The sequence below is a fragment of the Rhizobium sp. KNZ14-9A genome (assembly GCF_056755015.1).
On sequence record NZ_JBPGXB010000002.1, the window covers coordinates 783,359 to 795,982 of the forward strand.

Annotated in this window: 11 protein-coding genes; 5 read left to right on the forward strand and 6 right to left on the reverse strand. The window is 61.7% G+C overall.

What is annotated here, in order from left to right:
- Positions 1-78: 78 nt before the first annotated feature.
- Positions 79-477 (forward strand): VOC family protein, encoded by a 399-nt coding sequence (locus ACR9ZQ_RS10005; protein WP_481427680.1) that lies wholly within the window; start codon positions 79-81, stop codon positions 475-477.
- Between the two features lie 438 nt (positions 478-915).
- On the forward strand, positions 916-1,869 hold the full coding sequence (locus tag ACR9ZQ_RS10010; protein WP_481427681.1) for an NmrA/HSCARG family protein: 954 nt from the start codon (positions 916-918) through the stop codon (positions 1,867-1,869).
- 1 nt (position 1,870) lies between these two features.
- Here the strand turns inward: ACR9ZQ_RS10010 and ACR9ZQ_RS10015 are convergent, their stop codons facing one another.
- The 3 genes from ACR9ZQ_RS10015 to ACR9ZQ_RS10025 form a co-directional block, all read right to left on the reverse strand.
- On the reverse strand, positions 1,871-2,791 hold the full coding sequence (locus ACR9ZQ_RS10015; RefSeq protein WP_113325504.1) for a LysR family transcriptional regulator: 921 nt from the start codon (positions 2,789-2,791) through the stop codon (positions 1,871-1,873).
- A 117-nt stretch (positions 2,792-2,908) separates the two neighbouring features.
- Positions 2,909-4,003: an AbrB family transcriptional regulator gene (locus tag ACR9ZQ_RS10020; RefSeq protein ID WP_310389449.1), complete on the reverse strand. Its 1,095-nt coding sequence runs from the start codon at positions 4,001-4,003 to the stop codon at positions 2,909-2,911.
- Between the two features lie 152 nt (positions 4,004-4,155).
- A complete protein-coding gene (locus tag ACR9ZQ_RS10025) occupies positions 4,156-5,058 on the reverse strand; it encodes a LysR family transcriptional regulator (RefSeq protein ID WP_310389421.1) in 903 nt (300 codons plus the stop codon).
- Between the two features lie 91 nt (positions 5,059-5,149).
- On the opposite strand from ACR9ZQ_RS10025, the gene ACR9ZQ_RS10030 reads away from it, so the two are divergent.
- The 3 genes from ACR9ZQ_RS10030 to ACR9ZQ_RS10040 all read left to right on the forward strand — a co-directional run bounded on the left by ACR9ZQ_RS10030 (position 5,150) and on the right by ACR9ZQ_RS10040 (position 11,518).
- On the forward strand, positions 5,150-6,202 hold the full coding sequence (locus tag ACR9ZQ_RS10030) for an aldo/keto reductase (protein ID WP_310389423.1): 1,053 nt from the start codon (positions 5,150-5,152) through the stop codon (positions 6,200-6,202).
- 100 nt (positions 6,203-6,302) lie between these two features.
- A complete protein-coding gene (locus ACR9ZQ_RS10035) occupies positions 6,303-7,715 on the forward strand; it encodes an FAD-binding oxidoreductase (protein ID WP_310389425.1) in 1,413 nt (470 codons plus the stop codon).
- An 89-nt stretch (positions 7,716-7,804) separates the two neighbouring features.
- Positions 7,805-11,518, forward strand: a complete 3,714-nt coding sequence (locus ACR9ZQ_RS10040) for an AsmA family protein (protein WP_310389427.1) — start codon at positions 7,805-7,807, stop codon at positions 11,516-11,518.
- A gap of 22 nt (positions 11,519-11,540) precedes the next feature.
- Here the strand turns inward: ACR9ZQ_RS10040 and ACR9ZQ_RS10045 are convergent, their stop codons facing one another.
- The 3 genes from ACR9ZQ_RS10045 to ACR9ZQ_RS10055 form a co-directional block, all read right to left on the reverse strand.
- Complete coding sequence (locus ACR9ZQ_RS10045; RefSeq protein WP_113325498.1) at positions 11,541-11,762, reverse strand: ribbon-helix-helix domain-containing protein; 222 nt, start codon at positions 11,760-11,762, stop codon at positions 11,541-11,543.
- Between the two features lie 82 nt (positions 11,763-11,844).
- The gene (locus ACR9ZQ_RS10050; protein WP_037070786.1) at positions 11,845-12,033 is read right to left on the reverse strand and encodes a DUF4169 family protein; all 189 of its coding nucleotides are present in this window, start codon (positions 12,031-12,033) and stop codon (positions 11,845-11,847) included.
- Positions 12,034-12,080: 47 nt separating this feature from the next.
- Positions 12,081-12,593 (reverse strand): SspB family protein, encoded by a 513-nt coding sequence (locus tag ACR9ZQ_RS10055; protein ID WP_481427682.1) that lies wholly within the window; start codon positions 12,591-12,593, stop codon positions 12,081-12,083.
- Positions 12,594-12,624 lie beyond the last annotated feature (31 nt).

Consider the following 12,624-nt stretch of genomic DNA (forward strand, 5'->3'; position numbering starts at 1 on the left):
TCCTGCTGCCACAACGCTGGCAGGATGACTATGTCACAAGAGCGGGCAAAGAGATCATTACGCGTGAAGGAGAAAATGATGAAACTCGCATCCACCCGTCTCATCGCTTCGGATATCGAAAGCATGGTGGCCTTTTATGAGCTCGTGACGGGCTATCGCGCGGACTGGCTTGCTCCCGTCTTTGCCGAGATCGTCACACCCGGTGCCGTCGTGGCAATAGGGAGCGCGGAAACGGTCGCGCTCTTCAAGGAGGGCAGTGCGGAGCCACGCGCCAATAAAACCGCCATTCTTGAATTCATGGTATCGGACGTCGACGCTGAATTCGCTCGGCTCAAGGATCATGTCGAGGTAGTGCGTGAACCCAAGGATTTGCCGTGGGGAAATCGCACGGTTCAGCTCTCCGACCCGGAGGGCACCCGCGTGGCGCTTTATACACCCGTTACCGAGGCGGCGAGACAACGCTTCAGCGGTCGTTAACTCGCTTGCGGGCCGTGGCAGCGGCAACCGGCTTTGCCAATCAGGTGCATTTCACCGGCATTTCAACAATATAGGGTCACACTAGGGCGCTGGCGGCTTGAGCGGCTTTCTGCGGCAACGGTCAGCAAATGGTGGTCACAGTCCTTTTTCATGGAGCAGACCTGAAAAACAAGGGCGTGACCCGATGGCCCGACGTGATCTCATCTCTTGCCTGGATTTTGAAATCCTGCACGGCCAGCGGCTGATACAGGCACGACCAGCCACGGTATTTATCCATAAAATGGCATTATCATATGCATTGCGCATGCCTACAGCAAGAAAGCTTGATGAGATAGCTTGCCTCCGGGTCCGAGATCGGCATCAGCCGAATGCTCTCCAGTATGACGCTCGCTAACGCAGTCGGCAGCCAGCGACAGGGAAAAGGTTCAAGGCGCAACTATGTCTTCAAATGATAAGCCACTTATCGCAATTGTCGGTGCAACCAGCAAACAGGGTCGCAGCGTCGCAGCGACGCTCCTTCGCAGCGAACGTTTCCGCGTACGCGCCCTTACCCGAAAAAAGGATTCACCCGAGGCTTTAAGTCTGGAGAAACTTGGAGCTGAAATTGTAACCGTCCCTCTCCAGCTTGGTTTCCAGCAGGATCTCGTTGCTGCTTTCGAAGGCGCGGACGGGGCATTTCTGATGACGCCGCCGGTCATGCCACCGGAGACAATAGAGGCTCCTATCGGCCGCCAACTGGCGGATGCAGCGGTTGAGGCAGGTGTCGGACATATTGTTTTCAGCACGCTCGAGAATGTCGACGCCATCTCCGGCGGGACGAAGTATGCTCCGCATTTCACCGACAAAGCGCGCGTTGCAGACTATATTCGCGGTCTGCCGATCTCTCATTCCTTCGTCATGCTGGCATTCTTCTACACGAATCTTCTCGAATATTATCCGCCGCGCATGGAAGGTGACACGCTCTTGATGCCGATTTATCTCCCCGAAGATTTTCGAGCGCCTTTTGTCGATCCGCTCACGGCGACCGGGCCGGCTGTGCTGGAAATTTTCTCAAATCCCGAGCGCTACAACGGGAAAACGCTGCCTATCGTCGGCGATATCCTCTCTCCGCGCGAAATGGTCGAAACTTTCCGACAGGTAACCGGCATCAAGGCGGAATATCGAAATGCTTTCACCAGGGATGGCTTGCTGCGGTATTTTCCGGAGTTTGCCGCCAACGAGTTTCTCGTGCGAGAGCTTCTGGGGATGGTCGAGTATGCTGTCGAATATGGTTATTTCGGCAAGGAGCATGATCTGGAATGGAGCCGTCGCCTGGATCCTGACGCGCTCGACTGGGAACAGTATCTTCGGACCACGGGCTGGCGCGGCGACAAGCGATCTTTCGGGCTCTGAGTCACGATGGCCGGATTCCCGGCAGTTTGGAAATCTCGGCGACGAGAAAGTCGGTGAGAAGGCGAACGCGGGCAATAGCGGAACGCTCGGGCACGATGAGCAGGCTTAGCGGGACCGGCGACGGACGATAGTCTTCGAGCACGACCTCGAGCCGACCGTTGTCCAGGAGATCGTGGACCAGCCAAAGGTGGGCGGGACCAATGCCGCGTCCTGCGGCCAAGGCTTCGCGCGCCGCAAGCCCGTGATCGACGCGCAGCTTCCCATTGACTGGAACCGTCACATTCGCGCCATGGCGGGAGGAGAGAGTGACCTGATCGCTCCCGGCTATATTGGACATGATGACGGTTTCGTATCGCGAGAGATCGTCCGGGTGCTCCGGCCGCCCGTGGGCGGAGAAATACGCTGGAGCGCCTACCATCAGCCGATGGCTTTTTCCGAGCGCATGAAGCTTCATGGAGCTGTCGGTGAGAGGCCCAAGCCGGAGCGCCACATCAACGCCCTCGCGAACCAGGTCGATGCGCTCGTCGGTTAGGTTGAGATCGACGCTGATATCCGGATGCTGGTCCTGAAATTCGAAGATGAGGCGGGTGATGTGCATCACGCCAAGCGCTGCAGTACACGAGAGCCTGACAGCGCCTGCGGCCGCCCGACGGGCATTTCTGGCTTCCTCGGTAGCCTGCTCGACCAGGCGTAATACCTGAAGGCAGTTGGCATAATAGCGGCTGCCTTCGTCGGTAAGGGTGACGCGACGCGTGGTCCGGCTGAGGAGAGGTACGCCGACTGCGTCCTCGAGTTCATTGAGGTGCCGCGTCACGGTTGATTGACCGACGCCGAGCTCCTTTGCCACCGTAGACAGATTGCCTCGCTCGGCAACGCGAACAAAGGTGCGCATCCTGTCGAGAGACAGTCCCGTGTTATCCATTTTTCAGCACAGTGATGGTCATTCAACCAATGTAGGGAATAACCGGGCCTGCGACTAGTCAAGCATGGGCAGAACAGTTCGCTTTCGACGGCTTCACATGCCGACGATTTCCCGACCTCAAGCGGCATTTTCCGCAAGATCGGAGCGGCGGGCGATGAAGCGGGCGAGCGCAGGGCCGATCAACAGGATCATCATGAAGCGGCCGGTCTGCATGGCCATGACGAAGGGCACGTCGACATCGCTGGACGCGGCAATGATGGCGACGGAATCGGCGCCGCCGGGGCTGGTCGCGAGATAGGCGGTGAGCGGGTCGATACCGGCGAATTTGTGGAGTGCCAGCGCCATGCAGCCGCAGAGCGCCATCAGGATGATGATGGAGGCGGAAACGCGGGGCAGAGCGCGGGCGGCGTGTTCGATGATCGAGCGGGTAAAACGCAGGCCGATGCTCCAGCCGATCAGTGCGTAGCTGAGCGCCAGGATCCAGGTGGGCAGCTCGATCTTCAACAGGCCGAAACCCTGCAGAAGAGCGCCGCCGATCAGCGGGATAACGATATTGCCGCCCTGGATGCGGAAGCGGAAGACGGCGTAGCAGCAGAGGGCAGCGAAGGCGACAGTCATGGCGAAGGCCGACCAATCGACCGGCGGGAAGAAGATGACTGGCGGCGGCTCTTCGCCATCGGCGGCAACCCAGAGGCGGGAGATGACGGACGCGCCGACGGCGACGAAGACGACGCGCAGATATTGCATGAAGGCGACGAGGCGGGCATCTGCCCCATAGGCTTCCGACATGATGACCATGGCCGAGGCGCCGCCGGGCGTGGAGCCCCAGACGGCGGTCGTGCCCGGCAAGACCTGCCAGCGCGTGAGCAGCCAGCCAAGACCGGCGGCAATGGCGATCACTGAGACGATGAAGACGAAGAAGAGCGGCGCGTCCTTGGCCATGGTGCCGAGGATATCGGGCGTGATGTTGCGCGCCATCAAGAGGCCGACCAGCACCTGGCCGAACTGCAGCGGCCAGTAGGGGATGCGCAGCTGCCCCTTGCCGACGGTGAGCGCCAGCACGATGGCCGCGACCATCGGGCCGATCAGCAGCGAGGCGGGCAGCGCGAAGAGTTCGAGGAAAAGGACGAGAACGGCCGACAAGGCGAGCAGCAATGCCCATTTGGGCAGGCTCGCTTTCTGATGGAAGCTGCTTGCGTCCAAAATTGTGATCCCCGAACTTTTCGACCGGAGCGAGCCCGAAGGCGGAGGTGGGAGGAGGCCCCGGCAGTATGAAGAGGCCGGCTGCGAGGGCCGGCAGGCGCAGACCCGATATAGGCGCGCGGTGGCCAATGGGTCAATTGCGGAATCTGACCTTTGTGCTCCTAAAGGCGGATGTGTTTCGCGAGGAAATCAAGCAGGGCGCGAACGCGTGCGGGAAGAGGGCCGCCCTGGCCGATATAGACGGCATAGAACTCCTCGACATCGCCGGGATTGAGTTTTTCCAACACGGGAACGAGCCGACCGGCAGCGATATCGGTACGCACGGTGAATTCTGTCATGCGGGCAAGGCCGGCGCCTGAGAGCGCGAGATATCGCATAGCCTCGCCATCGCCGACCTGAAGGCCGGGGGTGAGGGGAATGATGATCGTCTCGCCGGCATCAATGACCGGCCAGCCTTCCAGTGCGCGGGCATAGGAAAAGCCGATGCGGCGGTGATTGCGCAGTTCTTCGGCCGAGCGCGGTTTGCTGTGTCGCTCAAGATAATCGGGCGAGGCGACGATGATCTTTCTGGCAGCGCCGAGCTTGCGAGCGATCAGGCTCGATGTCTTCAGCGGGCCGGCCCGGATTGCGACATCGGCACGCTCTTCCAGCAGATCGACCACCTTGTCGGTATGGGTGATATCGAGGGTGACATCCGGATGCTCGGCCATGAAGGCCGGGATCAGCGGCGCCAGAACATGATTGCCGAAGGAGCCGCTGGTGTTGATGCTGATGCGGCCCGCGGCCTGTTCTCCGGCCGAGGCGAAACGCTCAGCCTCCGATATATTGGCGAGGATCGCGACACTGCGCTCGTAGAAGGCGCAGCCTTCAGGCGTCAGTTGCAGCTTGCGTGTCGAGCGGTTGACGAGGCGGGCGCCGAGCCTTGTTTCCAGCCGGGCGACCAGCTTGCTGACGCCCGATGGCGTCATGCGCCGCACCTGGGCCGCAGCGGAAAAACCGCCGCGCTCGACGACGCTGACGAAGACTTCCATTTCGCCCGATCGATTGATGTCCTGACGGCTCATGATGAATTCAAATCACAGATGATATGCTCCAAGGCAATCTATATCATCGTTCTGGCCGGGTCTATCTCTTCAGAAAACAGGAGATTGAATCATGGAATACAGAAATCTAGGCGCATCGGGCTTGAGGGTGCCGGTGCTGAGCTTCGGGGCCGGCACCTTCGGCGGCAGCGGGCCGCTCTTCGGCGCTTGGGGCACGACGGATGCGGGAGAGGCGCGACGGATGGTGGATATCTGCCTGGGGGCGGGTGTGACGCTGTTCGATACGGCGGACGTCTATTCGGCCGGCGCTTCCGAGGAGGTGCTGGGGCAGGCGATATCCGGAAAGCGCGACGCGGTGCTGGTCTCGACCAAGACGGCGCTGCCGATGGGCGAGGGGCCGAATGATTGGGGCACTTCGCGGGTACGGCTGATCCGCGCAACCGAGGATGCGCTGCGCCGGCTCGGCACCGACTATATCGACCTCTTGCAGCTTCATGCCTTCGATGCCTCGACGCCTGTCGAAGAGGTGCTCGCTACGCTCGATGGGCTCATAGCCGCTGGCAAGGTTCGCTACGTCGGTGTTTCCAATTTCTCCGGCTGGCAGCTGATGAAATCGCTTGGGCTGTCGGAAAAATATGGATACCCGCGTTACGTGGCCCATCAGGTCTATTATTCGCTCGCCGGGCGGGATTACGAATGGGAATTGATGCCGCTTGCCGCCGACCAGGAAGTGGGGGCATTGGTCTGGAGCCCGCTCGCCTGGGGCCGGCTGACCGGCAAGATTCGCCGCGGTGCGCCGCTGCCCGAGGGAAGCCGTCTGCACCAGACTGCCGAATACGGGCCGCCCGTCGATGATGAGAAGCTATTCGATATCGTCGACGTGCTGGACGAAATTGCCTCCGAGACAGGCAAAACGGTGCCGCAGATCGCCATCAACTGGCTGATCGGCCGACCGACGGTTTCAAGCGTCATCATCGGCGCGCGCAACGAGGAGCAGCTCAGGCAAAATCTCGGCGCGGTCGGCTGGAGGCTGACGCCGGAACAGATCGGGCGGCTGGATGCGGTGAGTGCCGTGACGCCGCCCTATCCCTATTTTCCCTATTATCGGCAGGAGGGCTTTGCGCGGCTCAACCCGCCCGCGGTCCCTGCAACAAAGATGGAATGAAATCTTCCCGAATCTTGGCTGGACAGCCGCTTTGACTTGCCTCATACCCGGCCTGCTACAGATGCTGTAGCAGGCTGTGGAATGCAGGGAGATCAACGGCATGGCACTGCGCGACGCGAAGGCTGGGGTGCGAAACGAGGCGGGCATAGAGGCCGTCATCGGCATTCTGAAACAGCGCTTCGGAGAGCGCTTCCAGACCGGCCAGGCTTTTCGCGCCCAGCATGCTCACACGACCACCTACATTCCCGCCCAACTGCCCGACGGCGTGCTCTTTGCCGAGACGGCTGACGATGTGAAGACCGCTGTGCGGGCCTGCGCCGATCATAAAGTGCCTGTTATCGGCTTCGGCACCGGCTCCTCGCTTGAGGGGCAGGTCAATGCGCCAAATGGCGGAATTTCCATCGATTTCAGCCGAATGAACCGGGTGCTTGAAGTCAATCCGGAGGATCTCGATTGCACGGTCGAGCCGGGCATCACCCGCGAAGCGCTCAACATCCATCTGCGCGATACCGGCCTGTTCTTCCCGATCGATCCCGGCGCCAACGCCTCGATCGGGGGCATGACCTCGACACGGGCGTCCGGCACCAATGCCGTTCGCTACGGGACGATGAAGGACAATGTGCTTGCCGTTACGGCAGTGACCGCTTCCGGCGAGGAAATCCGCACGGCGCGGCGGGCGCGCAAGTCGTCGGCCGGTTACGATCTCACACGGCTTTTCGTGGGTGCGGAAGGCACGCTCGGCATCCTGACCTCGGTGACGCTGCGCCTGCACGGCATTCCGCAGAAGATCGCCGGAGGTGTGTGCGCCTTCCCGAGCGTGAAGGCTGCGTGCGACGCCGTCATCATGACGATCCAGATGGGCATTCCGGTGGCGCGTATCGAGCTTGTCGATGCGCTGCAGATGCGTGCCAGCATCGCCTATGCCGGTCTTCCCTATGAGGAGAGCCCGGCGCTCTTCCTCGAGTTCCACGGCACGGATGAGACGGTGGCTCTGCAATCGGCCGCCTTTGCCGAGATCGCGGCTGAATGCGGCGGCGGCGAATTCAAGTGGGCGGCGACCCCGGAGGAGCGCACCAAGCTCTGGAAGGCGCGCCATGATGCCTACTGGTCGGTGCGGGCGCTCGCGCCCGGACTTGCCGTACTTTCGACCGATGTTTGTGTTCCGATATCGCGGCTTGCGGATTGCGTTGCCGAAACGCAGGCCGATATCGAGGCGAATGGTTTGCTGGCGCCGATCGTGGGCCATGCGGGCGACGGGAACTTCCATGTGCAGCTTTTGTTCGACGACAAGAGTGCCGCGGGGATTGCCACGGCCGAGGAGTTCGTGGCCCGGCTGAATGTGCGGGCGCTGGCAATGGATGGCACATGCACCGGCGAACACGGGATCGGGCAGGGGAAAATGGCATTTCTAGAACAGGAGCTCGGGGGTACGGTGGACCTGATGCGCCAGATCAAGCGCTCGCTTGATCCTGACAATATCCTCAATCCCGGCAAGATTTTTCATCTGGGCTGAAAATGGAATAATCTCATGATCTTGGCCCTTGCCCCCGGCATGAATAGCGCTAGTGTCGGCAACAGAATCCCGAATGGAGAATCCCTGACTTGGTAGGCCGGTTCCTCGTCTTTCTAGGAGGAGTGATCGTCGTAGTGCTCTTCGTGGCGCTGCTGGCACCGCTGTTCATCGACTGGACGGATTTCCGGATGAATTTCGAGGATCAGGCAAGCCGCATCATCGGCAAGAAGGTGACGGTGCATGGCACGGTCGACGCGCGGCTGCTGCCGTTTCCGTCCGTGACGCTGCATGACGTGCGCGTCGGCCAGGAAGAAGACGGCACGCCGGTCGTCCAGGTCGAGCAGTTCTCCATGGATGCCGAGCTTGCGCCTTTCCTCTCGGGCGAGGCGCTGATCTTCGACATGCGGGTCGTCAACCCCAAGGTGCGGCTGCGGCTTCTGAAGGACGGCTCGCTGGACTGGATGCGCGGCAGCCAGCCGGAAATTCCGGCCAAGACCGTCGTTCTGGAAAATGTGCATGTCAACGGCGGCGAGATCGAGTTCATCGACGACCAGTCCGGCCGTTCGCGGCATGTGACGGGGCTCAATGCCGAAATGTCGGCGAAGTCGCTCGCCGGTCCATGGCGCATCGAGGGCGATGGCACGCTAGACGGCGAACATGGCAGCTTTTCCATCTCCAGCAATCAGCCGGACGAGAGTGGCGTGTTGCGCGTGCGCACCCGGCTTGCGCCGGACAAGCATCCCGTCACCGTCGATCTCGATGGTGAACTGAAGCTCGTCGACAGCCGGCCGAACTATCAGGGCACGCTGGTTGCGGCGATCGAAAACCGTGAGGGCAAGAGCGAAAAGGGGGAGGCGCCGCCGCGCCTCAAGGGTCGTTTCGAACTCACCAACGACCGCATCCGCGTTCCCGAATACCGTATGGAAGTCGGCTCGACCGACGACCCTTATGTGATCACGGGCGAGGCGACGCTCGACACCGGCAGTGCGCCGGAATTCCTGCTGACCGCCGATGGCCAGCAGATCGACGTCAACCGTATCGGCAATCAGGGTGCCGCGGGCAAGACCAACCGCGACCCTGCGGTTTCGGCACGTCAGCGATTGAACTCGCTGCTCGAAATTGTCGGCCAGGTTCCGATCCCGCAAGTGCCGGGCAAGGCGACGGTGCGCCTGCCGGCAATCGTTGCCGGCGATACGACGATCCGCGACGTGGCGCTGGAACTGAGGCCGGCCGGCAATGGCTGGATGATCGACAATGCCGTCGGCACGCTGCCCGGCCGCACGCAGGTGGAAGGCAAGGGCAAGCTGACGCTCACGGGTGATCCGTCCTTCAACGGCCAGATGGTGGTTGCCTCCACGCAGCCTACGGGCCTTGCCTCCTGGCTGGCAGGTTCGGTCGATCCGGCGATCCGCCAGCTCCGGCAGGCGGGCTTTTCGGCCAATGTCAGCCTGACGCGTGATCTGCAGCGCTTCGAGAACCTGGAGATCGCGATCGGTGCTGCGACGCTGAAGGGTCGGCTGGAGCGGCAGGCGACCAACGGCCAGACGCCGTCGCTTTCCGTTGCGCTCAATGGCGATTCACTCGATCTCGATGCGCTGAGGGCGTTGACTGGTCTCTTTACCGGTCAGGATGCCGGCGACAATGTGCTCGATCACAAGATTGCCGCGCAGCTCCAGGCCGACAAATTCACGGCCTTCGGCGTGCAGGCCGATAATGTCGAGACGACCTTTACGCTCGCTGATGGGGCGCTTTCCGTCGACCGGCTGTCGATCAAGAACCTTGCGGGCGCCGAACTGACGGCGACGGGCAAGGCGGAGGGATCGCTGCTCGACTATAAGGGCACCGGTGAGATCACCTTCAAGGCCGCCGATCCCGGCGCCTTCTTCGCCATGCTGCGCGAGCATCTGCCGCATCATCCTGTAATGGACCGGCTGGTGCGCAACGCCGGCTGGTACGGCAATACGGCACTGCGCGGCGCGCTGACGCTCGGCGGCGACGACGGCAATGCGCTTTCGGTGACGCTCGCAGGCGTTTCGAACGGCAGCCGCGTCAATCTCGACTACCGCATGTCCGACCTCCTGGCGCTGACGGGCAGCGGCACGACGACGCTGGAGGCGACGCTCGACAATGCCGTGCCGTCGATCCTGTTCGGGCAGGCGGGTCTCGATCCGCTGCCGGTCGACGCGGGCGCCAATGGCCGTATGACGCTGAAGGTAACGGCGGCGGGCAATGATCCTGCCGATGCCGCGCTGACCTTCGCGACAGACCGGACGTCGTTTACGGCAAACGGCAAGGTCGATGTACGGCCCGACACTTTCATGAACGGCAATGTCGCCGTATCGCTCGAAAGCGCCGATCTCGATCCGTATCTGGTCATGAACGGCATCGCGCTGCCTGAGCTTGGCACCGGGCTGCCCTTCAAGCTGCAGACCAACGCGACCATCGATGCCGATAAGGTGGTGTTGGCGGATCTCAACGGGCATGCTGCCGACAATGAATTTGCCGGCGGGCTGACCTTCGATCGCAAGGCGGCAAAGACGACGGCGAGCGGCACGCTCGCGCTTTCCAAGGCCGATCTCGGCTGGCTCGGCGAAGCCGTGTTCGGGCAGATCAACGATCCCGCCAACGGCCAGTTGACAACGGCCGCCCTCGGCCTGCCGCTCTTCCGCGATCTCGACGTCAATCTGAAGGTTACCGCCAAGCAGTTCTGGCCTGGGCTTTTGAACACGGCTGTGAACGATTTCACCTCAAACGTTGCCTACAAGGGCGACGAGCTGCAGCTCAACGACATGGCCGGCAACTGGGATGGCGGCGCGCTCTCCGGCAATATGCTCGTTACGAATGCCAATGGCACGGGCTTCCTGCAGTTGCGGCTTGCACTTGCCGATTCCGATCTCGGCGGCGTCGTCTGGCCGCGCGACGGCGCGCCTGTCGCCAACGGCAAGTTCGGCATGTCTCTGGCGCTCGAAGCTTCGGGCAAGACGGTTTCGGAAATTGCGAGTTCTCTGAATGGCTCGGGCGAAATCCGGCTCGGCGAGACGAGCGTTCGCGGGTTGAACCTTGCGATCCTGGCGCCGCTGCTGGCCGCCACCGATCCGATGCAGGACCAGATCAATGCCGGCAAGATACATCCGATTGTCGAAACGCTGCTGAACAATGGCGAGGCGAAGCTGCCACCGCTCGGCATTCCCTTCAACGTGACTGACGGTACGCTGCGGGTCCAGAATGTCAGCGTTGCCAACGATCTGGCACATTTGAGCGCCGACGCGCAAATCGAGCTGCCGCAGGGGCGCATCAGCGCGACACTTGGCATCGGCCTCAATCCCGGCGCGGAGGCGCTTTCGGGCGCGGAGCCGGGCATCCGGCTGAACTTCTCCGGCCTGCTGGCCTCGCCCGGCAAGACGATGGATGTGACCGATATTACCAGCTTTCTCTCGCTGCGCGCCTTCGAGCGCGAGCGGCGTCGTGTCGAGCGGCTGCAGACCAATGTGCTGGAAAAGCAGCGGCTGCGGCGCGAGGTGGCGCTCTATCGCTTCAATGACGCCCAGCGGGCTGCAGCTGCCGAGATCGAGCGGCAGCGGCAGGCGGAAGAAGAGCGGCTGAGGGCTCTTGCGCAGCAGGCGGCCCAGCGCAAGGCGGAAGCCGAGGCGAAGGCGGCTGCCGAGGCTGCGGCGCGCGCCAAGACTGAGGCAGAAGCGAAGGCAAAGGCTGCTTCGGAGGCTGAGGCCGCGCGGCGAGCCGAACAGCCCTTGCAGCCCGGCCAGCTCAATTTCGATCAGTTGCCGGGCGTTCAGGCCCAGTAAGAAGGGCCGGTCAAGCGGACGATCAGGCGTTCGCCACGGCGTTTTTCAGCCAGCACAGAACGTGCAGGCGCAGCGCCGAGGAGAGGTTGCTGTCAGGCGCGCGGCCATCGTCTATTTCTGATATCAGCGCCGCGAGCGGCATGGAACGACCCGCGGCAATCGCCTTCAACTCGGTCCAGAATTCATCTTCCAGCGAGAAACTGGTGCGGTGCCCATGCAACGTCGCCGAATGTTTGCGGATCATCGCCTGCTTCGTCTTCGTTGAGAAAGCGATTCAGTCAGGAACCGCATCTGTCTGATCGCCCAGGCTTTTCACCCGCCGGCGATCAGGTCTTGTCGTCTTCGATCCGGCCCTGATCAAGCGCCTTTTCGGCCTTTTCGTTGAGGGCGCGGGTCAATTGCTTTTCAGCCTTGGTACGGCCGTGGGAGATGCGGTTTTGCTCTGCCTGCTTCTCCTTTTCGGAGCGAGCCTGCTGCTTGCGGAACTGGCGTAGATTGACGATTTCGGCGCTCACGCGGTTGCCTCCATCATGAAAAAGGGAGGCTTTCGCCTCCCTCGGCATTACTGCTTCTTGCGGAAAGAATTGAGCGAAACGACGGAGCCCGGTTTCTTTTCCTCGCCTTCTGCGGCAGGCTTTGCAGCCGCGTCCTCCGCCTTGACGGCATCAACGGGATAGGCGGTGATCTCGGCCGCCGGCAGTTCCTCGCCGTCGCTCAGCGGTACGTCGAACTCCAGCTCGAAATTGACCGAGGGGTCGTAGAAGCCGCGGATGGCGTTAAAGGGAATGACTAGCTTTTCCGGCACGTCTGAGAAGGACAGGCCGATCTCGAAATGGGATTCGGTGATCTTCAGTTCCCAGAATTGGTGCTGGATGACGATGGTCATCTGTTCGGGATATTTGGACTTCAGGTGCTGCGAGATGCGCACGCCGGGAGCGCCCGTGAGAAACGTGATGAAGAAGTGATGGTCGCCGGGCAGACGGCCCGTCGTTGCGACTTCGGTCAAGACCTTGCGGATGACACCGCGCAACGCGTCCTGTGCCAGAATGTCGTAGCGGATATGATCCTGCCCCATGCTTTTCCTGTCTTTCGTCGGTTTGGAAGTC

What these genes read in the sequence shown, in the direction of transcription:
- ACR9ZQ_RS10025 (WP_310389421.1), bottom strand. Translation starts at nt 5,058, where the DNA reads ATGAGCCGTCAGGACATCAATCGATCGGGCGAAATGGAAGTCTTCGTC.
- ACR9ZQ_RS10005 (WP_481427680.1), top strand. Translation starts at nt 79, where the DNA reads ATGAAACTCGCATCCACCCGTCTCATCGCTTCGGATATCGAAAGCATG.
- ACR9ZQ_RS10030 (WP_310389423.1), top strand. Translation starts at nt 5,150, where the DNA reads ATGGAATACAGAAATCTAGGCGCATCGGGCTTGAGGGTGCCGGTGCTG.
- ACR9ZQ_RS10010 (WP_481427681.1), top strand. Translation starts at nt 916, where the DNA reads ATGTCTTCAAATGATAAGCCACTTATCGCAATTGTCGGTGCAACCAGC.
- ACR9ZQ_RS10015 (WP_113325504.1), bottom strand. Translation starts at nt 2,791, where the DNA reads ATGGATAACACGGGACTGTCTCTCGACAGGATGCGCACCTTTGTTCGC.
- ACR9ZQ_RS10055 (WP_481427682.1), bottom strand. Translation starts at nt 12,593, where the DNA reads ATGGGGCAGGATCATATCCGCTACGACATTCTGGCACAGGACGCGTTG.
- ACR9ZQ_RS10035 (WP_310389425.1), top strand. Translation starts at nt 6,303, where the DNA reads ATGGCACTGCGCGACGCGAAGGCTGGGGTGCGAAACGAGGCGGGCATA.
- ACR9ZQ_RS10045 (WP_113325498.1), bottom strand. Translation starts at nt 11,762, where the DNA reads ATGATCCGCAAACATTCGGCGACGTTGCATGGGCACCGCACCAGTTTC.